Genomic DNA, 22,487 nt, shown 5'->3' with positions numbered 1-22,487 from the left:
CCGACGCCTGCTTTACCTGGCCGTTTTACTGCTGCACTTTCGCTGCATTATATGCTTCTGTACCCCATAACGGCACGGTAGACAGGCTGTGTTTAAAGCTGCCCGAGGTTTCTTTGGTGGAGTAGGACACATACATCAGGGTTTGGTTTTCGGTGTCCAGAATACGACGGATCTTCATGCTTTTAAAAAAGATACTTTTTGACTTGGTAAACAGCACTTCACCGTTGCTGCTCTTATCTATCCTGGCAATCATGTCAGCGGTAATAGGGCCGGTCTGGCGACAGGCGATCGAGCTGTCAGACGGATCGGCAAAGTCCAGGTTGGCTTCAATGCTGGAGACATGACAGGTAACGCCAGTTACCAGCGGGTCGTTAATGGCATCCAGTTTTATATCTTTGGTGGTAAAGATACCGAGGGAGACGTCGCCCACTTCGTTTTTGTCACAACCGGTAAGTATCAGCAACAGTAGTCCACAGTAAATAGCGCGCATAGTAAGGTTTCCTCGGGTTAATTGTTTCCATTATGCAATTATTCCAATATTGCCATCAGCAAGCTTAACATTGTTATCAGCAAAATTTGTGAATCATACGCTGTGCAATTTTATCGTAACTTGTACCAATCTTTTTGGTTTGCGAGAGACATAAAGCCCTGTTTTCTCCCCAAAGACATAGGTAAACTCAAATTTACACAGACTTTTTCCATTCTGTTGGCAAAGCAAAGGTAAATTGATGAATAAAGACTTTTTCGAGCACAAGGCCGCTGTCTACGAAAGTGATGACAACAGAGTGTCAAATGTCGACAGTATCGCCAATACGATAATTAAAAACATCAAACTCGATCGGACTATGCATCTGATGGATTTTGGCTCAGGCACGGGCTTGTTGCTTGAGCGAATCGCGCCCTATGTCAACAAGATTACCGCAGTCGATATCTCAGCAGCAATGAATGAACAGCTGGCAAAAAAACAAGCACGTATCGCTTGTGACGTTGAAATAATGCCAGTTGATTTAAGCGTTACAGTTATATCCGGCAAATTTGATGGCATTATATCATCAATGACAATGCACCATGTGCACGACATCAATGCGATGTTTATTAAGTTTTATGCGCTGCTTAATAATGGTGGATTTATTGCCATATCCGATCTTGATACTGAAGACGGTAGTTTTCATACAGAAGAGACCGGCGTTTACCACCTGGGCTTTGATCGGCAGGCTATTGCGTTAGCTGCTCAACAAGCTGGTTTTCTGGATGTTAACACCGAAGATGCCAGTGTTGTTCATAAACCACATGGTCAGTACCCAGTGTTTTTATTGACCGCGAAGAAAAAGTAGTGAGATTCATGTACTACGCTTATAGCTGATTTATGTTACGCACTGCTGGTAATAGCCGGCTGTTTATTTTTGCAGCTTAAGTATTGTGCTTAAATGTGCAGCTAAATAGCAGATAGTGGCAGTTATCTGCGGCTTATCCATGTAGAATGCGCGCATTATTTAGCGCGTTCAGCTTTTGAGTGCATATCCGTAGGAATTTTAATGAAAAAAACATTCGCTTTAACTCACTCTAAGCTGAACACGGCCCGTCTGGTTGATGCCATTAAGCATGAAATTAAAAAGTACCTGGCCAGAGAGCGGCGTAAAACCTTGCCTGAGGGCAAAGATTACTGGACCTTTGATTGCCGCTTTGGTGCCTCAGCAGAAGAGGCTGAAAAGATTTTCACCTCGGAAATTAATAAACATATTGATACTGCAGTAACGCAGGAGTTGCCGGCGTTTTATATAGAAATTCTGGCCCGGGCTTGTAACCATAAGCCGCGCGATACTGATGTTACAGCAGACTGATTTTTTCAAACTGCTGCCCTGATTTATAACTGTAGCGAAGCTACAGAGGAACCCTGATGCAATTTTCATCGTTAGATTTAGCTGCGGATTTACAACGTGCTCTGGTCGAATATGGCTACAGCGAAATGACGCCGGTACAAAGCCAGGCCATAGTGCCGGCACGCCGTGGTAAGGATTTACAGGTAACGGCGCAAACCGGTACTGGTAAAACCGCCGCTTTTGCTATTCCGGTATTACAACGGATGCTGGATAACCCCAAAGCCACCGAGGAGCGTCGACCGCGGGCGCTGATCCTGACGCCTACCCGCGAACTGGCCGAGCAAATTGGCGTGGCAATAACGGCCTACGCCAGGTTTCTGCCAATTAGCGTTACGGCACTATACGGTGGCGTAAAAATGGGTGGCCAGGCTAATAAATTAACCGCCGGTGTTGATATTGTTATCAGCACCCCTGGCCGCTTGCTAGAGCACCTGGCGCTGGGCAATGTCATTCTTAGTGACGTAGAATTTGTGGTGCTGGATGAAGCCGACCGCATGTTAGATATGGGCTTTAGTACCGATGTGCTGAAGTTACTGGAAATGACGGCAAGCAAGCGCCAGACCTTGCTGTTTTCCGCCACCACCTCACCGGCAGTCAATGAGTTATCGCATAAAATTCTGAAGAATCATCAGCAAATCCGGGTGGCCAAAACTAACAGTGCCGCAGATACGGTAAACCATGTAGTTTATCCGGTGGAAGAAAGCCGTAAAATCGAGTTGTTTGAGCAGCTGTTAGCGGAAAATAACTGGTTTCAGGTGTTGGTGTTTACCAGCACCAAAGAACAGGCCGACCGCTTATTAGCTGGCCTGCAACAACGCAAAATTGAGGCTGCAGTGTGCCATGGCGATAAAAGTCAGGGTGCCAGACGCCGCGCTATCGCCGATTTTAAATCGGCCAGGTTGCAGGTATTAATTTCAACAGAAGTGGCGGCGCGGGGTTTGGATATTCAGGGCCTGGATTATGTAGTGAATTTTAACCTGCCATATTTGCCGGAAGACTACGTACACCGGATTGGCCGCACCGGCCGGGCAGGGGCTTCAGGTACTGCCATTTCTTTTGTCAGCCGTGAAGAAGAGCAAACCTTAGAGCGCATTCAAAAGCTGATTGGGGTGGACATTAAACGCATTGTTAAGCCCGGTTTTGAGGTGAGTAACCGCGAGTCGCTGTTAAAAAGTATCTCGCGTAAAGTGCTGTCAGGCCGTTCCAATAAAGCGACTGAAACCGTGATTAACCTGGAAACTGCAAAAAAGAGCCGGACCAAAGCGAAGCCCAAAGCAAACGCTAAAGTTAAACCGCGTTAACAGCTTTTCGCGCCAGCAATTGTCTGCAACAACCTGCTTGCTCAAACCTGAATGTGTTCCTGTTCAGGTTTGGGCTTTGCTAACTTGCTTATACTCCCGCACCTGTTTTTAGCTGCCCCGTTAGCGCACCACTCTTCGTTCTTCACTCTTAACTTTTTGTGCGTCACGCTAAACTCAAATCTTCTGCTTATATGGCAAGCTTAGCCGGCTAAAGCCTGCGCAAATTCTGGCATTGCACTGAACTTTGATGCACGGCGCTGCTGATAAGTTAAGCAACTAAATAACATTCCATAATAACAAATGATAATTATTATCATTTGCATTGATCTTTGTCCGCTTTTCCGTTTACCATATGTCCGACAATTTTCGAGCGGTATTGCTCAGGGACATGAGGGGACAACAAAAATGAAGCACGTAACACCAACTAAACTGGCTTTACTTATTGGCGCCAGCTTATCGACGCCGGTTTGGGGGGAGTTAGCCAACGCTCCGGATGGTATTGAACATATAGTGGTCACCGCGTCAGGTTTTGAGCAGAAGCTGACTGATGCGCCAGCCAGTATTTCAGTTATTACTCAGGAAGAAATTCGTCAGCGCTCTTTTACCAGTCTGCTGGACGCAGTGAAGTATCAGGAAGGCATTGATATTGGCACTACCCGCGATAAAACCGGCCAGGGTTCGGTTAGTATGCGGGGGCTTACCGGCGAATATACCCTGCTGCTGATCGATGGTCGTCGTCAGAATAATCATGGTGATATTTATCCGAATAATTTTGGTGGCAACGCGTTTAATCATGTGCCGCCTCTGGCCGCTATTGACCGTATTGAAGTGATCCGCGGCCCGGCCTCGACCCTGTATGGTGCCGATGCGCTGGGTGGGGTCATTAATGTTATTACCAAGAAGCACACTGAAAACTGGACCGGCGAAGTCAGTATGGGTCGCAGCGTGCAATCGGATGATAGTTTTGGTAATGACTTTACTGCTGAAGTGTCACTAATGGGCCCGCTGATTGACAACGTGCTGAGCCTGGGGCTGCGCGCCAGTCTTTACGACCAGCAAGCTTCGTCACCGGCTTTTGCGCCGGCAATTGACCCGAACGGCAATGTGATCGTGCGGGAGCTTGGTTTTGGTGGCGGTGGCCGTACCGTTGATAACAAAGATGAACATATCGGTTTCTCACTTTCCTGGACCCCGGCCGATAATCAGCGGCTGAAGTTTGACTACGATATCTCTAACCAGATATACGACAATACCCCCAGCTATGATCTTGCAAACGATACTATTGTCTATCCGCTGGGCACCAAAGACAGCATAGAAGCATTGTGGCAGGCTAGTAGGGGGCAGGTTAATCCGCGGGCGGGTTATGCTGCTGATCAGGAGTTTGATCGCAGTTGGTGGTCTTTGGCATATGATGCTGACTGGCGCTTTGGTTCAGGGATGTTTGCACTGTCCTATGTTGATACCGCTAATAATGGTCGTACTTTGCCCCTGAGCGTAGCTGAGCGTTTATTGTTGCAGCAAATGTTCGACGGTACCGGTGACTACGCCGGCTTAAGTGAACAAGAACGCCGTGATCTGGCAGAGGATACTTTTTTACCCCGTCCGGCGCGCCCGCTTGAGAGTAATCAGTACACCCTGGATGTGCGCTTTGATATTCCGCTTAATGCATTGGGCTACCACAACCTGGTGCTAGGTGGCCAGTTGATAGATGGTGAGCTGCACGATGGCGTATTCGGCCTGGAAGATGGTAACGCCGGTGCTGTGCAGGACCAGGAGATGTACTCCTTGTTTGTTGAAGACAACTGGATGCTGACCGATGACTTTACCCTGACAGCCGGGGTACGTTACGACCAGCACGATACGTTTGGCAGCCAGGTATCACCACGACTTTACGCGGTGTATAGCATCAATTCACAGTGGACAGTAAAAGGTGGCGTCAGCACCGGCTACAAAACCCCGAACACCACCGATTTATATGACGGTATTACCGGGTTTGGTGGCCAGGGTACCAGCCCTTTTGCCGGCAACCCCGGCTTACAACCAGAAACCAGCGTCAATTCGGAGATTGCCCTGTACTGGAGCTCTGCTGAGCTGGACCACAACTTTAATATCACCTTCTTTACAACCCGGTTTGAAGACAAGATTGCCCGTGGCGACACCATTCAGAGTTGCAGCCAGACCGGCGGCGTGCGCCCTTGCGTAAATTTAGGCGAGTACGACCAGCTGGGGTATCAGACCTACAGCCAGAAAATAAATATTGATAAGGTAGATATTCAGGGGGTAGAGGTTGCTGGCCGTTATCAGGTCTCGCCTGACTGGTCGTTGCAGGGTAACTATACCTGGACTGACAGTGAGCAGAAAAGTGGCCCTGAAGCTGGCCTGCCACTGACTAATACCGCCGAGCATATGGCTAACGTGCGGCTTAAATGGACAGTCGCTGATAACCTGCAACTGTATCTGCAGGGCGAGCTGCGCTCAGACCGTTACCGTGGCTACGACAGCGTTATTGAACAGGAACTCTATTACCAGAATTACAGTTTGCTGAATCTGGGGGCCAGCTACAACCTGACTGAGATGGTACGGTTTGATTTTCGTATCAACAACCTGCTTGATCGTGACTTCACGTCTTACAGCACCCTCTTTAACGACTTAAACGGCGATGGCGAGTATGACTATGTCACCGGCCGTGGCGCGGTCAGTGAAGTGGTGTTTACCGATGATTACAACGTCAAAGACAAAGCCCGTAACGTCTGGCTCGGTATGACGGTTAGCTTCTGATGCGTTTGAATATTGGCTCGGTTCGACAGTGGCACTGGATAAGTGCCGCCGTCACGCTGTCAGGCATGCTGCTGTTTGCGATTACCGGTATTACCTTAAACCATGCGGCTGATATTAGCGGCACTACCCGGGTAACCACTGTTGAAATGGCCGTGCCGGCACCGGTGCTGAAACGCTTGCAACAGTTGCCGGAAGGTAAGGTGATGCTACCAGCAGATTTACACAACTACTTGCGAAAGCAGGGGGTGACAATGCCACCGCAGCAGTCGGGAGAGTGGGACGGTATTGAGTTTTATGTCGCGATGCCCGGGCCTGGTGCTGATGCCTGGCTGGCAATTGATACTGGCCTTGCTGAGTTTACTTATGAGCGAACCGACCGCGGTTGGGTGGCCTACTTTAACGACCTGCACAAAGGTCGGGATACTGGTGCCGTGTGGTTCTGGTTTATTGATATTTTTGCCCTGGTTTGTGTGGTGTTTTGTATTACCGGGCTGATTCTGCTGTTCCGGCAGGGGCCACACCGGCCGATGACCTGGCCCATGGTTACCTTAGGCGCACTTATACCGGTAGTCATTATGCTGGTATTTATATAAATAAGGGACATTAACAATGCGTAAATTCTGGATGGCATTAACAGTCGTGATGATAAGTTTCCAAGCTTTCGCCGCTGACGTTAATTTAACAGTAACCTTGCCACGGCTGAACGTGGCGGAGTATCACCCACCTTATGTGGCGGTGTGGATTGAGGATGACCGCCGCCAGGCAACCCAGGTTGCGGTCTGGTTCGACCTGGCTTTAGCAAACGGCGAAGGCCAGCAATGGCTGAAAGACTTACGTGAGTGGTGGCGTCGCGGTGGCCGGGCCCTGAGTATGCCGGTAGACGGCCTGACCGGCGCTACTAAAGGCCCGGGGCAACATACCATCAGTACCCGGTTGCAACATGCGCTGGCAGCGTTACCTGCCGGAAAATACACCATCAAGGTAGAGGCAGCCCGGGAAGTCGGCGGCCGTGAGGTGCTGCAGTTGCCAATAACACTGCCGTTAGATGAGCAGCGTTTACCAATGGTGGTTGCAGGGCAAAGCGAGCTGCAGTCAATTCGCTTACATAAATAATTTGTTAGATCAGCAAACTGAGGATAAAAATAATGCGTTTACAATTCATGCTGTTAACTGCCATTGCGGCGCTAGTGGTTGCAACTTCAGCGAATGCACATCGTGCCTGGCTGGAGCCAAGTGCGACTGTCCTGTCCGGTGATGATGCCGTGGTAACGATTGATGCGGCAATTTCTAATACGTTGTTTCACCCAGATCATGTGGCGATGCCGCTGGATGGTATTACAGTAACCGGCCCGGATGGTGAACCGGTGCAGATGATAAACGCGGCAAAAGGGCGTTATCGCAGTGTATTTGACGTAGAGCTTGCACAGCAGGGGACTTACAGAATCGCCCGGGCCAATGGTGGCTTACGCGCGTTCTGGCGGGATAAAGAAGGTAACCGGAAAATGTGGCCGGGGCGGGGGCAGCAGGCTGATGAATCTGAATTCGCTGCTGCTGTGCCAGCCGATGCAACGGATCTGAAGGTGTCACGCAGCTGGCGCAGGGTTGAAACCTTTGTCACCGTAGGTGCACCAACAACAGATGCATTGCAACCGGTTATGCAGGGGTTAGAGCTGATACCGCTGACCCATCCAAACGACCTGTATGCAACCGAAACGGCAACCTTTAAGCTGTTAATTGATGGTGAGCCGGCGGCGGGGGCTGAAGTGGAAGTGGTTCCCGGTGGCATGCGATATCGTAACAGTCAGGATCTGATCAAGTCTGTTGCCAACGCCCGCGGCGAAATCAACATTACCTGGCCGCAGGCCGGTATGTATTTTCTGGAAGCCAGCTACAGTGATCAGAAAGCGGCTGCACCGGCGACCATTCGAAGCGGTGGCTACTCAGCGACTTTTGAGGTATTGCCGCTGTAATGATTACGTTAGCCGTTGTGCTTTGTCTGAGCTGGTTGGTCTGGACGCTAAGCGTTGTCTGGCGCCACCGCCAACCCCGTACCGCTGTGGCCGCCCTGCAGCCAGTGCTGGTGGCTTATGCCAGCCAGACCGGCTCTGCCCGGGCGCTTGCCTTGCAGCAGCAATTGGCCCTGGGCGGGCCGGCGCAGGCCAGTGTTATGCCGTTATCGGAACTTGTGCCAAAGCAGTTGTCGCAGGTGCAGAAAGCGGTGTTTGTGGTCAGTACTTATGGTGATGGCGAACCGCCTGATAATGGCCGGCGTTTCTACCGCGAATTACAGGCACTGACTGCAGCCAGCGGCCACAGTAGCAACGGCCAACTGTTCAGCTCACTTGCCTATGATGTGCTGGCGCTCGGTGACAGTCGTTACCCGAAGTTTTGTCAGTTTGGTGCCGATTTGTACCAGCTGCTGGCCCGGCTAGGGGCCAAGGCAAGTTTGCCGCTGCAGACCCGGGATCAGCAACAGGCTGCACAACTAACCGACAACCCCTGGCAAAGCTGGCAGCTGGCAGCACGCACCCGCTTAAATACCGAATCGCAACCCGGTTTGTTTCAGCTGCGCTTTACCTGCAGCGAGCCGCTACCCTGCTGGCGGGCCGGTGATCTTGTTGCTATTAAACCGGACAACAACGAGCAGGCCACCGTGCGTCGATATTCGGTAGCGTCAGTGCCGGCTGACAATGAGCTGCAGCTGGTGGTGCGTCAGCAGGTTACCGAGCATGGTGAGCTGGGGCTTTGCTCCGGCTGGCTGACGTTGACGGCTGAGATAGGGCAGCAGGTAAATTTACAGGTTGTGGCCAATCCGTCTTGTTATATTAATGAGCATCAGGCACCGCTATTGTTAATTGCTGCCGGCAGTGGCCTGGCCGGCATTCGGGGCCATCTGGCTGAACGGGCGCAACAGGCCGGGCCAGGGCCAGTGTGGCTTATTTATGGTGAGCGCGACGCAGATCCCAATCAGAGATTGCATAGCGAGCTTGCGCTGTGGCAGCAACGCGGCGTAATAACTATGTTTGATTGGGCATTTTCGCGTGACAGCGAAAAGCCGGCATATGTCCAGGATGTGATGCGGAATAAAATAGATGAAATTAAGGGTTTTATTGGTGTCAGTGGCCGCGTATATGTTTGTGGACGCTATGAAGGCATGGGCACAGCTGTCGATACTATGCTCCGGACAGCTCTGGGGCCTGAAGAGTATCAGCAATTCGTTGCCCAGGGCCGCTACCACCGCGATTTATATTAGTTTCGGCTCCAACTTTTGCTGGAAGAAAGGGCCCGCAGGCCCTTTCTTTAGATATGTGAGTAAGTTCAACACTTAACACTTAACACTTAACACTTAACACTTAACGATCCAGGTTCATTACCTTAGTCCAGGCTTTAACAAAGTCGTCGACAAACTTCTGTTTCGACGTGTCAAAGGCATATACCTCGGCTACGGCACGTAACTCAGAGTTTGAACCAAAGATTAAATCTACTGACGTTGCTGACCACTTTTTATTTCCCGACTTGCGATCAAAACCTTCGTAGATACCGTCAGTATCAGACTTTTTCCATACGGTAGACATATCCAGCAGGTTAACGAAGAAGTCGTTATTTAAGGTACCGGGTTTATCGGTAAATACACCATGCTTAGCCCCCTGATAGTTTGCATCAAGTGAGCGCAGACCACCGACCAATACCGTCATTTCCGGTACGCTTAAATCCAGTTGATCAGCTTTATCAACCAGCATTTCTGTTGGTGATTTATAGCTGGCATCGGCGTCAAAGTAGTTTCTGAAACCGTCAGCGGTCAGCTCCAGCAAGCTGAAAGCATTAACGTCAGTCATTTCCTGCGTAGCATCACCACGACCTGGTTTAAATGGCACGGTAATGTTATAACCGGCGTCTTTGGCCGCTTTTTCAATGGCAGCCGCACCACCCAGCACAATTAAATCAGCCAGTGATACTTTTCTTCTGCTTTTGTTAAATTCAGTCTGAATACCTTGCAGGGTATCGAGTACCTTAGCGGTCTCAGCCGGGTTATTTACCGCCCAATCCTTTTGTGGCGTTAACGCAAGGCGGGCACCGTTGGCTCCACCACGCATATCGCTGTTACGGTAGCTGGCAGCAGAGCCCCAGGCTACGCGTACCAGTTCTGGTACGGTCAAGTCCGTGTCTAAAATTTTAGCTTTTAACGCTTTAACATCCCGCTCGTTAATAGTGGACTCGGTTTTCTGATCTATCGGGTCTTGCCAGATCAACACTTCTTGAGGTACTTCTTTACCTAAGAAATTACGTGGCGGACCCATGTCACGGTGGGTTAGTTTGTACCAGGCTTTGGCAAATGCCAGGCGGTATTCTTCCGGATCAGCTAAGAAGCGCTCGGCGATCTTGCGATATTCCGGATCAAACTTCAGCGCTAAGTCGGCAGTGGTCATCACCGGTGGGTTAAACTTACCCTCGACATGCGCATCCGCTACCGCTGTATGCAGCGACTCATCAGTTGGTATCCACTGAATTGCACCAGCCGGGCTACGGGTCTGTTTCCATTCGAAGTTAAGCAGATTGCTTAAATACAGCGAAGTCCAGCGGGTTGGAGCCTGGGTCCAGGCGCCTTCCAGGCCGCTGGTGACGGTATCTTCCGAATGGCCTTTACCGCATTTGTTTTTCCAGCCAAAGCCTTGCTCTTCAATGCCTGCTGCCGCGGGTTCGGCACCCACGCAATCTGCTGGTTTGTGTGCACCATGCATTTTGCCAAAAGTATGGCCGCCGGCAATTAATGCCAGGGTTTCTTCATCGTTCATTGCCATACGTTCGAAGGCTACCCGGATATTTTTTGCTGAACCCAGTGGGTCTGGTACACCTCTTGGCCCTTCCGGGTTAACGTAGATCAGGCCCATATGGGTGGCGCCTAATGGCCGTTGCAATTTACCGTCTTTATCTTCCCGATCACTGGCCAGCATTTCAACTTCTGGTCCCCAGTACACCATGTCGGGTTCCCAGTCATCCGCCCGGCCACCGGCAAAACCATAAGTTTGAAAACCCATGTTCTCCAGCGCCACATTACCAGCAAGTACTATTAAATCTGACCACGACAGTGCCTCACCATATTTTTGTTTTACCGGCCAGAGTAAACGCCGCGCTTTATCCAGACTTGCGTTATCCGGCCAGCTGTTTAGTGGCTCAAAGCGTTGCTGGCCACCGCCGGCCCCGCCGCGGCCATCCAGCGTGCGGTAGGTCCCGGCACTGTGCCAGGTCATCCGGATAAAAAACGGACCATAATTGCCAAAGTCGGCTGGCCACCAGTCTTGGGACTCGGTAAGCAACGCATCGATATCTTGTTTCACTTTAGCCAGGTCGAGTTTGCTAAAGGCATCAGCGTAACTGAAGTTAGCACCATAGGGGTTAGAACGGGCATCGTGATCACGCAGTGGCGTTAAATCAAGTTGATTTGGCCACCAAAACTGATTATTTCTGGCGGCCGTGCCTTTGGCTGCCCCTGTGGCAACAGCACCTTGCGGTTTGGCCATTTCAGGTTTTTGTGGCTCGTTGGCAAAAGCAGCACCTGATGCCAGCAGCATGCTCATCATGCCTGCCAGGAGCGTTTTAGTAAATTGTAGTTTTTTCATTGTTCGCTTCCTATAAATTAACGTTTTGTCGTTATACACAGTTGCGTTTTGGTACCGATAAAAGACATTGCCCAATGGCTCTGGGCAGAACCAGCAGGCAACCGGTATTATCCAAGCTGAAATGGCTCAATATCATCTGCTTAGAGGTATTACCGTGTAGATAGTATAGTAAGCTGCTGATAGTTTTATGTGAATTAAACAGATTGTTCTAATCTATAAAGTCGATTTATGCTGGGTCGACTGGCCACAGTGGTGTATGGTATCTGGCATTAGTCGTTATGTTGTTCAATGCACTATCAGAGGACAGGATTATGATCTCAGTGTGGTTGTTAAACAGTGTGATTGTCGCGATTGTGGTTACCATTCACTACGAGTTTTTATACCGGCTTACTGTAAATATTCCAAAGCTGAATATTAAACACCGTTACCGGATTGTAGTGGGGGTTTTTGGCGCTCTGATTGCCCATTCGCTGGAGATTTGGGTGTTTGCTATGGCGTATTACTTAATGCACAACGCTGATGGCTGGGGCGAGCTCAGTGGTAATTTTGATGGCAGCCTGATGGACTGCGTCTATTTCTCTTTTACGGTATACAGCACTGTTGGTTTTGGCGATATTGCCCCCCTGGGCGAACTACGGTTTTTAACCGGTATTGAATCACTGACCGGCTTAGTGCTAATTACCTGGACCGCGTCGTTTTTGTTTTTTGAGATGCAACGGGACTGGAGCAGTCGTAAGTAGTTATTCAATACCGGCAGTCTACCGGCTTAATCGACACCGTTCGCCGATACAGCTGCGTCAGATATATACCAGAGTCTGGTGTACTAAACGGCTGTTCACTGCGTACAATGCTTATCTTTTCCAGATAAAGGATGCTGTTTTGACTGTCCGCTTACCTGCAGACTTATTGCCAGGCCCGAATGATTTATGGTTTTTACCGCTGGGCGGCTGTGGCGAAATTGGTATGAACCTTAACCTGTACGGCCATGACAGCCGCTGGTTAATGGTTGATTGCGGCGTAACCTTTTATAACCCACTGCAGCCGACAGCCAGCCCGATTACTGCGGAAGTGCAGGCTGCCGATCCGACATTTATTGCTAAGCGCAAAGAGCTGCTGGCTGGGATTATTATTACCCACGCCCATGAAGACCATATTGGTGCTTTACCCTTTTTATGGCCACGTTTTGGCTGCCCGGTGTATTGCACACCTTTTGCTGCAGAAATTTTGCGCCGTAAAATCGCCAACAGTGGCTTATCGCAGGATATGCCAATTATTGAAATTCCACCCGGTGGCACCTGCAATATCGGGCCTTTTTCAATTAACTGGCTGAATATCACCCATTCGATACCTGAGCCGCAGGCGCTGTTAATCAGTACGGCTGCAGGCAAGGTATTTCATACTGCCGACTGGAAGATAGACAAGGCGCCGATGACCGGCCGGCCTTTTAAGCCCCAGGTATTTAAGCGGCTGGCGGGTCAGGATATTACCGCTATGGTGTGTGATTCGACCAACGCTTTAAAACCGGGTTTTTCTGAGTCTGAAACGGCTTGCTATCAGGGCTTGTATCAGGTGATTAGTGCAGAGAAACAGCGGGTGGTGGTAAGCGGCTTTAGCAGTAATATCGGCCGGCTGATTAGCCTGGGCCATATTGCCAGGCGCACCGGCCGCTATTTAGCCCTGTTTGGCAGGGCGATGGAGAATATGGTTGGTGCAGCCCGCGCTTGCGGCTACTGGCCGGATGATATTCCGTTGATTGAGCCTTCGCATGTTGGCTATTTGCCGGCTAACGAAGTACTGGTTGTGGCCACTGGCAGTCAGGGCGAGTCGCGGGCCGCACTTAGCCGGCTGGCTCAGCATCGGCATCCACACTTACTGCTTGAAGAGAATGATCTGGTGCTGTTCAGCGCTATTCTGATCCCTGGAAATGAAATGTTGGTCAGCCGCTTGATAGCGCAGTTAAACATGCTGAAAGTACGTACCCTGCAAAGTGCCGACAGTGCCGAGCTTATTCATGTGTCGGGCCATCCGAATCAGGGCGAGCTGGACTTACTCTACCGCTATGTCCAACCGGCCATAGCTGTGCCGGTGCATGGCGAAGCCGCACATATTCAGGCCAATGCCGGCGTAGCCCGTGCCGCGGGCGTACCGCAGCAATTTACCGGCCAGAATGGTGACTTATTTGTGCTGGCACCCCAGCCACGGGTTTGGCCACAGGCGGTAACCGCTGGCCGGATTGCGGTAGAGCATTAGCCAATCAGTCTGAAATTTAAAATTGTGATGGTAACTACTTTTGGTTACTTTATTTCAATGTAACCAATAACGGTTAGGTTGAAATACTATTTTGAGTACGGGATTTACCAGCATGTTTGCCATACCCCCCAGCCCGCGGCTGTGCTTTACTCTGTTAACGGAGCAGGATGCCGGGCTGTTATTTAAAGTCGATCAGGACGAAGAGGTAATGCGTTATCTGAATGGTGGTAAACGCACCTCTATGCAGCAAATTACCGAAATATTTCTGCCACGCATGGCACAGTATCGTAGCCCTGAGCGGGGCTTTGGGATCTGGCAGGTACGCCGGCTTGAAGACAATGCTTATCTGGGTTGGGTGCTTATCAGGCCTATGGGGTTTAATACCAACACACCAAGCAACGACGAGCTGGAAATTGGCTGGCGTTTTATGCGGCCTTACTGGGGCCAGGGTTATGCCAGCGAAGCGGCGGCGGCAGTGGCTGCAACTGTGGTGGCGCGTAATCCTGCTGTTAATTATTTATCGGCTGTTGCCATGCCGGACAATGCCGGCTCCATTGGGGTAATGCGTAAATTAGGTATGCAGTTTATTAAACGCTATTTGCACCAGGATGCATTGGGCGAGGTTGATGCGGTGCTATACAGGAAGAATACTAATGAAAATAGCTAAATTTTTACCCTGGGTTGGCGCAGTAAGCTGCGGCCTGGCGTTGCAGGTAAGTGCCAATACTATTTATCTGGTGCGCCATGCTGAAAAGCAGGATGGTAGCAAAGACCCGGCGCTTTCAGAGTGCGGTCAGGCCAGGGCTGCCGCACTGGCGCAGTATTTTAGCGACATTCCGCTGCAGGCGGTATTCGCCACGCCTTATCAGCGCACCCAACAAACCGCTGCGGCGGTCGCCAATAGCAAACAACTGCCGGTAGTCAGCTACGATCCGGGGAAGCCCGCCAAGTTGCAACGGCAATTAGCGGCTTACACCCAGCCGGTGTTGATCGTTGGCCATAGCAACACTGTACCAGAACTGGTAACGCTGTTAAGCGGCATTGAGATGGCACCGTTAACGGAACAACAATACGGCTTATTGTATCAGGTGCAACTGGGCGAGCAGGCCAGTGTTACGCTGCGCCAGCAACCCTTTGCCTGCGGTAAATAAATTGCCACCAGAGCAGGTATTTAAGTAGCAGGGTCAATCGGCACCCGGCCCGCTTAGCCGGTAAGCGGCAACAGTATTGCCAGCAAAGGTGGGCACGTAAAGCGTGCGGCTTTGTGGATCCCAGCCAATATCAGCGGTATTCAGTTTTTGGGTTCGGGTATCCAGCAGCTCAGTCATGTTGCCATCGGCATACACATAATAAATAATGCCGGCCCAGCAGCTGACAATAAAATCACCATTGCCAACCGGTTCTAAACCATCGGCCCGTTCGGCGAAACCTTTAGTAAATTGTGCTATTTCACCACTTTTGTCAGCTTTTAGCAGCAAATCGGCGGCAGCGATATAGAGATCGCTACCGGTACTTTTTAAACCATTCGCGGCAACGATATTCTGCAGCCAGATACTGATCTCCCCGTCAGCGTATTTATAGATATAGTTTTTCCGCGTGTCAGAAATATACACTACGCCGTCGTCATCTACTGTTACATCATTCAGAAACACCGCATCCGGAGCCGGTATTTTTGCTGTTACTTTGGCGCTGGCAATATCAATAATGACCAGTTCGGTTAAATCAGCGACATACAGTTTGCCATCAAACTGCGCCAAACCCTTGGGGGCATTTAAGCCGCGTAGCCAGTTATGCTGGCGCAGAGTACCGTCGGTATTTAGCAGTGCTATACCACCTTCGCCATCAGCCGCATTGCCGGCGCCATCAATTTCAGACACAAACAGGAAGTTATCATCCTGCTGCTGATGCACCAGTACTGATTCCGGCACCCTGAACCCGTCAGTTTGCCACAGTAGTTCCAGCTTAGGGGCTGCGCTCAGAGGCAGGGTGATACTAAATAACAGGGCCAGATATTTGTTCATTGCTGCTAACTCCGCTGGGTTTATCTTGAAAATGTTATCAACGGCCAGCATAACGTGCTGACAAGCAGATTGCGATTATCTATAAAAGATTATCGTACATTTGCAGTGTACTGAATATTCGACTGACTAATAACATCCGCCAATTTGCACAAGCCCATGACGTTAATGATGTCATAAAGGGCACCTTGTTTGTATTTAATAAAGATACAAAGATGAACTTAAAAGACTTATTGTTAATAAAATAGCTAATATGATATGTAATAAAATGTGGTTTTACAGTATCTGAATTTATATTGGGAAACCATATTGCAATTAAATACTTTGCGGCTAGCTTTAGTAATGTGTCCACTTCGATATCTTAAGAGGCCAACATGAAGAGAAGCAGCAAAATCAAATTCTTAGGTTTTAGTTTAACGGCGTTTAGTGTGGCAGTCGTAACACCCCTGCATGCAGAAGTGAGTTATAGCTTTAACGGCTTTGGTACGATAGCAGCGGGTAAAGTGTTATCCGGTAATGTCACTGATCCCAATTTTGTCAGTTACAAGTGTCCATGCTTTATTACCGATTACAATAACGGAGGGATATACGAGAGAAATGATGGCTGGAGTATTCAGGAAGAAACCAGGCTAGGGGCACAACTAAATATCAATTTTACTGACAGGCTCTCGCTGGTAACACAGGTTATGGCACGTGCGGTAGACAGTGAATTTAGTCTGGAATGGGCTTATCTGTCATATGATCTGACAGACAAGTTTACTATTCAGGCTGGTCGCAAGCGCATCCCCTTATATTACTATTCAGAGTTTCAGGATGTTGGCTTTGCTTATATCTGGCTAAGACCACCGCAAGCACTTTATGGCTGGGAAGCAAGCAATTACAACGGGGCTAACCTGCGCTACACCGACAACTTTACTAACTGGAGTGTAACCGCAAACCTTTATGCCGGTAGTGAAACTGTTGATGATGCGCCTTATAACGCTTTGTACGATACCGTGCCGCAAGACAGTAAATGGGACAAGATCCGCGGTATGGATATAGAACTGAACCGCGACTGGTTTACTGCCAGGCTTATCTACATGACGTCAGAAAACAGTACCACGGAGCGACCAGACAGCAATGCTTTTTATAGCCCGCCCACCGATCAAACCGTCCTGGGGTTATCGTTAAACGCTGATTTTGGTGATTGGTTTATATTGTCAGAGATGAACCTGAACAAACGTGAAGACAAAGCCGATGGCTTAGTTATTCGCTCTCCAGCCTCTATGCTGGGTGTCGGCTACCGATACGGCAAATGGACGCCATTTGTCAGCTGGTCCAGGTTCTGGGATAAATCGAACGATCTTGAATTGTATGAACCTGAGCGTTTTACTGATACGTCGTTCACGCTGCGTTACGATATAAACAGCAGTAGTTCGATCAAAACTCAGCTTAACCGGATTAAAGACAAGTCACTGTATAATTTTGTTGGCGATAGCACTGTTGCTGCCATTTCATATGATTTCATTTTTTAACATAGCACCTGGCGGAGAAAATTTATGAAAGCAGTCATTCTATTTTGCATGGTGTTAATGGGCTCAGCACATGCTGACATTATCATTATCGGCCATCCATCTAATAGCAACAGTGTTAGCGTTGAAGAGTTACAACGACTTTATACCGGGAAGAGCAGTAGTTTTGCAGATGGTGAGTCAGCATTACCATTGAATCTCAGTGATGCCAATACGGTAAGGACCCGTTTTGACGAAAAGGCGCTGGGAAGGTCATCCAGTCAGATTAAAGCCTATTGGTCCAAGTTGGTATTTACCGGCAAAGGCACGCCTCCAAAAGAGGTCGATAGCGAAGCAGAAATGGTTAAGTTGGTTAGCAGCAACCCTAATTTACTGGGTTATGTCAGTAGCAGCACCGATGTATCCGGGGTAAAAGTGCTACTGAAGATTGAGTAAGTAACGCATAAATAGGGACGATAGGCGCTGACACATCATTATCACCAGACATATTGTACGCTGTGATGATGTCGTCAGACGCCGCGCTTTATACAAGCGAACAGCGCGTTGCCTGCTGCGTTGTCCCATAGAGTTATTCTATCGTAATCGTGCGCCAGAATGTGCACGTCAAAGTATGGGCAAAGTAGTGCTTGTAATTCTGCAAAGCTGATAGCAACCATAATATGCTGATCCTGCCAGAGCTGGGTACCTTCAACGCTGGTTCTGGCAATACTTAACTTTAATGCCTGTTGCTCGCCACTGCCGCTATAGTGCCAGCCTGATTCAAATACAAACTGGCTATTGTCGAACCGGGTACTGTGGCGTACGGCAGACAGATTACAGATTGTGTCCTTATCCACCGCATTAAATACAAACAGCCCACCCGGTACCAGCGCCTGGTATACGCTGGCAATGCATTGTTTTAACGCATTAATGCTGGCACTGTAATGAATTGAATATAAAAAACAGGTAATCAAATCAACTGGGTTGTCTAACGTAAACTGACACATGTCTTGCAACATAAAGCTGGCGTCAGGACAACGCGCCCGAGCCAGTTCAAGCATCGGCTGATTCAAATCCAGGCCGCTGCATTGGTAGCCAAAGTCGATAAAATGCCTGATATGTGGTCCGGTGCCACAAGCTAAATCAAGATGATGGTTATTGCCGTTACCAAGCATTTTGTTTAGGCGGTGTACACTGCTACTTTGCGCCAGATAGTTGATATCACGGCACATCAGATCATAGTAGCCTGATAAATCAGTGTACAGAGCATTAGTCGATAGCATAGCGGCATACTACTGGCGCGGAATTTTGGTGGCGCATGATATAGCAATTCAGCGGGTTTGCGTAGCGTGATTACGCGGCCAGGGGCGCAATAGTCGCAAAAAAACAGAATGATCCTCGCCATCAGTCTGATTTGCTATCAGCCAGCGGCTACAATGTAAAACTACTGAGCGATTTCTTCATATCGGTCGCCATCTGCCGCAGTTGCTGGCTTGATACCGATAACTCAGCAGATTTTTCAGTCGTGCTTTGTACTGCATCAGCGATATTTTCCATATTCTGATTAATAGTACCGGAAACGGCTGCCAACTCTTCAGTAGCACTGGCCAATTGGTCATTCACATCGGTAATGCTGGAAACTGCTGTATTTATCCGTTTTAGGGCAGCACTGGCTTGTTGCGAGCACGCTATTGTTTGCTCAGTTTCGGTTTTACTTTGCGCCATAGAATCAACCGCATTGGCAGAGTCTTGCTGGATCCCCTGAATTCGCTGGTTAATATCCTGGGTGGACGCCTGGGAGCGGCTGGCCAGCGTACGGACTTCATCAGCAACCACAGCAAAACCACGACCCATTTCTCCGGCGCGGGCTGCCTCAATAGCGGCGTTCAGCGCTAACAGATTTGTTTGTTCGGCAATCGCGCCAATAACGTCGGTTACTGCGCCCACTTCTTCGCCCCGTTTTGATAGCTGGCCGATAACGTCTGCCACTTGTTCCAGCTTTAATTTCAGGGCATCAATAGCGGTAATGGTTTGTTCCACCGCGGTGACGCCGTTGCGGGCTTCGTCATCTGCATCTCTGGCAGCTTTGGCGGCAGTGGTCGCACTGCGGGCCATATCTTCACAGGTTGCAGTCATCTGGTGTACTGCCGTTGCTACCTGCGCGGTCTGGTCCATTACACTTTGTAAAATGTGCTGTGTTTGCTGGCTGGTTTCGTCCAGCGTTTGCGATTGTGCGGCCAGTTGCTCTGCCATCGCCGATTGCTGGCCAATAATCTGCCGCAATTGGTTAATTAAGCCACTCAGTGCTGCCAGTAAACTGTCGTTATCTCCCGGACGCAGTGCCAGGTTAACTGAGAAATCACCTGCAGCTACCTGCTGCACCAGCTGTTTGGTGCTGGCAACTTCACCACCCAACGCCCGTAGTAACCAACGCCGGATATACAACGAGATACCCACGGTCAGGGCGATAACAATAAAAACCAATACTCCAACCTGTGCCGCTATGCCCCAGAAGGCAGCTTTTACATCATCAATATAAATACCAGAGCCGAGGACCCAGCCCCACTTGTCATCTTTAGCCACATAAGACAATTTGGTATACCGCTCTTCGGTAACCCCGCCGCCCGCTAATGGTTTGGTCCACTGATATTCGACAAAGCCGTCGCCGTAACGGCCTATCACATCAACGAAGCTGACAAATAAATTAGCATTATCCAACGGCTGTTGTTCACTGCCATCGCGGTTGCGCATTAAGGTGGCATAGTTAAAATTGGGCCGGTCCAGCACAGTACCATCCAGGCTGGGCACCGTAGGGTGCATCACCATGGTCGGGATCGGCCTGCCGGTGTCGTTAATCCAGATATACTCGGTACCGTCATAACGGATAGCCCTGATAGCCGCCATGGCCTGTTGCTGTGCCTGCTCTGTGCTGATGGCACCGCTTTGCTCCAGCGCCTGGTAATGTCTGATCAGGCTCATGCCACTGTCAATGACCGCGACCACCCGGTCTTCACGACCTTCAATCAGACTGTTATTAAGTGCGTTGAGTGCTACTGCAGCCAGCACCAGAAAACCAACTAACGCCAACAAAGGCATGCTGAGTAGACGTCCACCAACGGTATTCCAGAAGCTCATATCACACCTCTAAGGCTATTATTATCATTAGTTTTACCGATATTTCATTTGTTTAACCCGGTTTATCAAAATTGAGCATAGCAACTTTGGTTGAAGTTGCCACATAGCCGATAATCTTTCGCTAACCGGCAGAAGAGCTTGCTATGATGAGCCTTTAGTTGATGTTAAGCGTAATGACTTATCTGTGCAGCTTATCCGCTGTCGATTTGAGGTGATATGAATAGTTCTCCCAAACACTCTGTTAATTTCGCGCAGGCGGTACTGCCGTGGCTGGCTGATTTTTTAGTACCCTACCGCTGGCGGGTAGCGGCAGCGATGCTGTTTTTGCTGATTGGTGCGCTGGCCTGGCTGGCGTTGGGGCAGGGCGTAAGGCTGTTGGTTGACGAAGGCTTTGTTGGTGGGAATGCCGGCCGGCTGAATTCGATTATTCTGCTGATTTTGGTGATCACCTGTGTCAGTGCCACAGCGGTGTTCAGCCGGTTTTATCTGATGACCTGGCTCGGTGAGCGGGTCAGTGCCGATATTCGCAATCATGTTTACCAGCATATGCTGAAGCTATCGCCGGCCTTTTACAGTGAAACCCGCACTGGTGAGGTGATTTCCCGCTTTACCGCCGACACCACAGTACTGCAAACGGTGGTGGGTTCCAGCTTTTCGATGGCGTTGCGATCCTTCGTTACCGCTATCGGCGGTTTGCTGATGATGGCTTTTACCAGTTTGAAAATGACGGCATTAGTGTCAATTGCCGTGCCGCTGGTGTTGGTGCCCATTTTTGTATTGGGGCGAAAAGTACGGCGGATGGCCCGGGCCAGCCAGGACCGGCTGGCCGACATTGGCGCCCATGTGGATGAAAGCCTGCATGAAATTCACACGGTGCAGGCTTATGGTCATGAAAGCCTCGATCAGCAATTGTTTGCTGACAAAATTGAGCAGGTCATGGCCGCGGCAAAGCAGCGGATCTTTTATCGGGCGCTGTTAATTGGTTTGGTAATGCTCCTGAGTATCAGCGCGGTAACCCTGGTCGGCTGGGCAGGGGCACTGGATGTACTGGCAGGGCGGATAAGCGCTGGCGAGCTGACCGCTTTTTTATTTTATGCTGTGGTGGTCGCAGGGGCGGTTGCTACCATTAGTGAAGTCATTGGTGAAATTCAGCGGGCAGCGGGCGCGACTGAGCGGCTTATTGAATTATCCAACATGCCGGTAGAGATAACAGCCCCGGTTGCTGCGGCGCAGTTAACGAAACCGGTGGCCGGCAGCTTACTGTTTGACGACGTGAGTTTTTACTATCCGCAGGTACCGGACAGCACAGTATTGCAGCAGCTTAAACTGCATATCAACGCGGGGGAGCGGGTGGCGTTGGTGGGGCCGAGTGGTGCCGGTAAAACGACGTTATTTCAGTTATTGCAGCGTTTTTACAATTTACCGATAGGCAGGATTTTACTCGACGGTATCGATATCAGTACGCTCGACCCTGCTGAACTGCGGGCGCAATTTGCGCTGGTACCGCAGGATGCGGTTATTTTTGCCAGCAGTGTACTGGAAAATGTTCGTTATGGCCGGCCCGATGCCAGCGAGCAACAGGTGATAGCAGCCTGTAAAGCCGCCGAAGCGGATGAGTTTATTCAGCAGCTAGCCGGGGGGTATCAAAGCCAGTTGGGCGAGCGTGGCGTTAGGTTGTCGGGGGGCCAAAAGCAACGTATTGCCATAGCACGGGCTCTTCTGGCTGACCGGCCAGTATTATTGCTGGATGAAGCCACCAGTGCACTGGATGCGGCCAGCGAGCACTATGTAAAACAAGCACTGGAGCATCTGATGCAGGGTAAAACTACGTTGATTATTGCCCACCGTCTCAGCACGGTGTTGCATGCCGACCGTATTCTGGTACTGGATAAAGGTAAGCTGATTGCGTCGGGTAAACATAGCGAGCTGATGCACAGCTGCCCGTTGTATCAGCAACTGGCGGCGTTACAGTTTTTAAAGGCCGACAGTGCTGATTAATTATTATTCTGACTAACTA

Annotated in this window: 20 protein-coding genes; 15 read left to right on the top strand and 5 right to left on the bottom strand. The window is 49.9% G+C overall.

From position 1 onward, the window contains the following. Positions 1-25: 25 nt before the first annotated feature. Complete coding sequence (locus CRO03_RS03640) at positions 26-490, bottom strand: CreA family protein (protein ID WP_097110172.1); 465 nt, start codon at positions 488-490, stop codon at positions 26-28. Between the two features lie 238 nt (positions 491-728). On the opposite strand from CRO03_RS03640, the gene CRO03_RS03635 reads away from it, so the two are divergent. The 8 genes from CRO03_RS03635 (at position 729) to CRO03_RS03600 (ending at position 9,212) form a co-directional block, all read left to right on the top strand. Then, positions 729-1,334 carry a class I SAM-dependent DNA methyltransferase gene (locus CRO03_RS03635; RefSeq protein ID WP_097110171.1) on the top strand — a complete coding sequence of 202 codons (606 nt, stop codon included), beginning with the start codon at positions 729-731 and terminating at the stop codon, positions 1,332-1,334. Between the two features lie 201 nt (positions 1,335-1,535). Continuing rightward, entirely contained in the window at positions 1,536-1,841 is a 306-nt protein-coding gene (locus tag CRO03_RS03630) for a DUF6172 family protein (RefSeq protein WP_097110170.1), read from the top strand. Between the two features lie 56 nt (positions 1,842-1,897). Beyond that, a complete protein-coding gene (locus CRO03_RS03625; RefSeq protein WP_097110169.1) occupies positions 1,898-3,181 on the top strand; it encodes a DEAD/DEAH box helicase in 1,284 nt (427 codons plus the stop codon). Between the two features lie 405 nt (positions 3,182-3,586). Continuing rightward, positions 3,587-5,959 carry a TonB-dependent receptor domain-containing protein gene (locus CRO03_RS03620; protein ID WP_097110168.1) on the top strand — a complete coding sequence of 791 codons (2,373 nt, stop codon included), beginning with the start codon at positions 3,587-3,589 and terminating at the stop codon, positions 5,957-5,959. Next, a complete protein-coding gene (locus tag CRO03_RS03615; RefSeq protein WP_097110167.1) occupies positions 5,959-6,552 on the top strand; it encodes a PepSY-associated TM helix domain-containing protein in 594 nt (197 codons plus the stop codon). Before CRO03_RS03620 ends, CRO03_RS03615 begins: the two co-directional genes overlap by 1 nt. 16 nt (positions 6,553-6,568) lie before the next feature. Continuing rightward, the gene (locus CRO03_RS03610; RefSeq protein ID WP_097110166.1) at positions 6,569-7,072 is read left to right on the top strand and encodes a DUF2271 domain-containing protein; all 504 of its coding nucleotides are present in this window, start codon (positions 6,569-6,571) and stop codon (positions 7,070-7,072) included. A 32-nt stretch (positions 7,073-7,104) separates the two neighbouring features. Beyond that, the gene (locus CRO03_RS03605; protein WP_097110165.1) at positions 7,105-7,929 is read left to right on the top strand and encodes a DUF4198 domain-containing protein; all 825 of its coding nucleotides are present in this window, start codon (positions 7,105-7,107) and stop codon (positions 7,927-7,929) included. Further along, complete coding sequence (locus CRO03_RS03600) at positions 7,929-9,212, top strand: NADPH cytochrome P450 oxidoreductase family protein (protein WP_097110164.1); 1,284 nt, start codon at positions 7,929-7,931, stop codon at positions 9,210-9,212. The genes CRO03_RS03605 and CRO03_RS03600 overlap by 1 nt, the downstream gene beginning before the upstream one ends. 100 nt (positions 9,213-9,312) lie before the next feature. Here the strand turns inward: CRO03_RS03600 and katG are convergent, their stop codons facing one another. Continuing rightward, a complete protein-coding gene (katG, locus tag CRO03_RS03595) occupies positions 9,313-11,577 on the bottom strand; it encodes a catalase/peroxidase HPI (protein WP_097110163.1) in 2,265 nt (754 codons plus the stop codon). Between the two features lie 311 nt (positions 11,578-11,888). Here katG and CRO03_RS03590 point away from each other — a divergent pair, with 311 nt between their 5' ends. The 4 genes from CRO03_RS03590 (at position 11,889) to CRO03_RS03575 (ending at position 14,978) form a co-directional block, all read left to right on the top strand. Then, a complete protein-coding gene (locus CRO03_RS03590; RefSeq protein ID WP_097110162.1) occupies positions 11,889-12,317 on the top strand; it encodes a potassium channel family protein in 429 nt (142 codons plus the stop codon). Positions 12,318-12,456: 139 nt separating this feature from the next. Next, on the top strand, positions 12,457-13,827 hold the full coding sequence (locus CRO03_RS03585; RefSeq protein ID WP_097110161.1) for a ribonuclease J: 1,371 nt from the start codon (positions 12,457-12,459) through the stop codon (positions 13,825-13,827). Between the two features lie 112 nt (positions 13,828-13,939). Continuing rightward, the gene (locus CRO03_RS03580) at positions 13,940-14,494 is read left to right on the top strand and encodes a GNAT family N-acetyltransferase (RefSeq protein WP_097110160.1); all 555 of its coding nucleotides are present in this window, start codon (positions 13,940-13,942) and stop codon (positions 14,492-14,494) included. After that, entirely contained in the window at positions 14,481-14,978 is a 498-nt protein-coding gene (locus tag CRO03_RS03575) for a phosphoglycerate mutase family protein (RefSeq protein ID WP_097110159.1), read from the top strand. The genes CRO03_RS03580 and CRO03_RS03575 overlap by 14 nt, the downstream gene beginning before the upstream one ends. 33 nt (positions 14,979-15,011) lie before the next feature. Here the strand turns inward: CRO03_RS03575 and CRO03_RS03570 are convergent, their stop codons facing one another. Beyond that, on the bottom strand, positions 15,012-15,848 hold the full coding sequence (locus tag CRO03_RS03570) for an SMP-30/gluconolactonase/LRE family protein (protein WP_097110418.1): 837 nt from the start codon (positions 15,846-15,848) through the stop codon (positions 15,012-15,014). A gap of 371 nt (positions 15,849-16,219) precedes the next feature. On the opposite strand from CRO03_RS03570, the gene CRO03_RS03565 reads away from it, so the two are divergent. Further along, complete coding sequence (locus CRO03_RS03565; protein WP_097110158.1) at positions 16,220-17,359, top strand: TonB-dependent receptor; 1,140 nt, start codon at positions 16,220-16,222, stop codon at positions 17,357-17,359. Positions 17,360-17,383: 24 nt separating this feature from the next. Beyond that, the gene (locus CRO03_RS03560; RefSeq protein WP_097110157.1) at positions 17,384-17,791 is read left to right on the top strand and encodes a type 2 periplasmic-binding domain-containing protein; all 408 of its coding nucleotides are present in this window, start codon (positions 17,384-17,386) and stop codon (positions 17,789-17,791) included. Positions 17,792-17,865: 74 nt separating this feature from the next. On the opposite strand, the gene CRO03_RS03555 is transcribed toward CRO03_RS03560, so the two are convergent. Both CRO03_RS03555 and CRO03_RS03550 read right to left on the bottom strand, forming a co-directional pair. After that, positions 17,866-18,618, bottom strand: a complete 753-nt coding sequence (locus CRO03_RS03555; protein ID WP_097110156.1) for a class I SAM-dependent DNA methyltransferase — start codon at positions 18,616-18,618, stop codon at positions 17,866-17,868. Positions 18,619-18,766: 148 nt separating this feature from the next. Continuing rightward, positions 18,767-20,470: a methyl-accepting chemotaxis protein gene (locus tag CRO03_RS03550; RefSeq protein WP_097110155.1), complete on the bottom strand. Its 1,704-nt coding sequence runs from the start codon at positions 20,468-20,470 to the stop codon at positions 18,767-18,769. A 216-nt stretch (positions 20,471-20,686) separates the two neighbouring features. On the opposite strand from CRO03_RS03550, the gene CRO03_RS03545 reads away from it, so the two are divergent. Next, the gene (locus tag CRO03_RS03545) at positions 20,687-22,468 is read left to right on the top strand and encodes an ABC transporter transmembrane domain-containing protein (protein WP_097110154.1); all 1,782 of its coding nucleotides are present in this window, start codon (positions 20,687-20,689) and stop codon (positions 22,466-22,468) included. Positions 22,469-22,487 lie beyond the last annotated feature (19 nt).

This window comes from Arsukibacterium tuosuense, assembly GCF_900215315.1.
GTDB classification, from domain to species: Bacteria; Pseudomonadota; Gammaproteobacteria; order Enterobacterales; family Alteromonadaceae; genus Alishewanella; species Alishewanella tuosuense.
This window is presented reverse-complemented; position numbering and strand designations above follow the sequence as displayed.

Coding starts and splice junctions, on each gene's coding strand:
- CRO03_RS03640 (WP_097110172.1), bottom strand. CDS start 490: ATGCGCGCTATTTACTGTGGACTACTGTTGCTGATACTTACCGGTTGT.
- CRO03_RS03635 (WP_097110171.1), top strand. CDS start 729: ATGAATAAAGACTTTTTCGAGCACAAGGCCGCTGTCTACGAAAGTGAT.
- CRO03_RS03630 (WP_097110170.1), top strand. CDS start 1,536: ATGAAAAAAACATTCGCTTTAACTCACTCTAAGCTGAACACGGCCCGT.
- CRO03_RS03625 (WP_097110169.1), top strand. CDS start 1,898: ATGCAATTTTCATCGTTAGATTTAGCTGCGGATTTACAACGTGCTCTG.
- CRO03_RS03620 (WP_097110168.1), top strand. CDS start 3,587: ATGAAGCACGTAACACCAACTAAACTGGCTTTACTTATTGGCGCCAGC.
- CRO03_RS03615 (WP_097110167.1), top strand. CDS start 5,959: ATGCGTTTGAATATTGGCTCGGTTCGACAGTGGCACTGGATAAGTGCC.
- CRO03_RS03610 (WP_097110166.1), top strand. CDS start 6,569: ATGCGTAAATTCTGGATGGCATTAACAGTCGTGATGATAAGTTTCCAA.
- CRO03_RS03605 (WP_097110165.1), top strand. CDS start 7,105: ATGCGTTTACAATTCATGCTGTTAACTGCCATTGCGGCGCTAGTGGTT.
- CRO03_RS03600 (WP_097110164.1), top strand. CDS start 7,929: ATGATTACGTTAGCCGTTGTGCTTTGTCTGAGCTGGTTGGTCTGGACG.
- katG (WP_097110163.1), bottom strand. CDS start 11,577: ATGAAAAAACTACAATTTACTAAAACGCTCCTGGCAGGCATGATGAGC.
- CRO03_RS03590 (WP_097110162.1), top strand. CDS start 11,889: ATGATCTCAGTGTGGTTGTTAAACAGTGTGATTGTCGCGATTGTGGTT.
- CRO03_RS03580 (WP_097110160.1), top strand. CDS start 13,940: ATGTTTGCCATACCCCCCAGCCCGCGGCTGTGCTTTACTCTGTTAACG.
- CRO03_RS03575 (WP_097110159.1), top strand. CDS start 14,481: ATGAAAATAGCTAAATTTTTACCCTGGGTTGGCGCAGTAAGCTGCGGC.
- CRO03_RS03570 (WP_097110418.1), bottom strand. CDS start 15,848: ATGAACAAATATCTGGCCCTGTTATTTAGTATCACCCTGCCTCTGAGC.
- CRO03_RS03565 (WP_097110158.1), top strand. CDS start 16,220: ATGAAGAGAAGCAGCAAAATCAAATTCTTAGGTTTTAGTTTAACGGCG.
- CRO03_RS03560 (WP_097110157.1), top strand. CDS start 17,384: ATGAAAGCAGTCATTCTATTTTGCATGGTGTTAATGGGCTCAGCACAT.
- CRO03_RS03555 (WP_097110156.1), bottom strand. CDS start 18,618: ATGCTATCGACTAATGCTCTGTACACTGATTTATCAGGCTACTATGAT.
- CRO03_RS03550 (WP_097110155.1), bottom strand. CDS start 20,470: ATGAGCTTCTGGAATACCGTTGGTGGACGTCTACTCAGCATGCCTTTG.
- CRO03_RS03545 (WP_097110154.1), top strand. CDS start 20,687: ATGAATAGTTCTCCCAAACACTCTGTTAATTTCGCGCAGGCGGTACTG.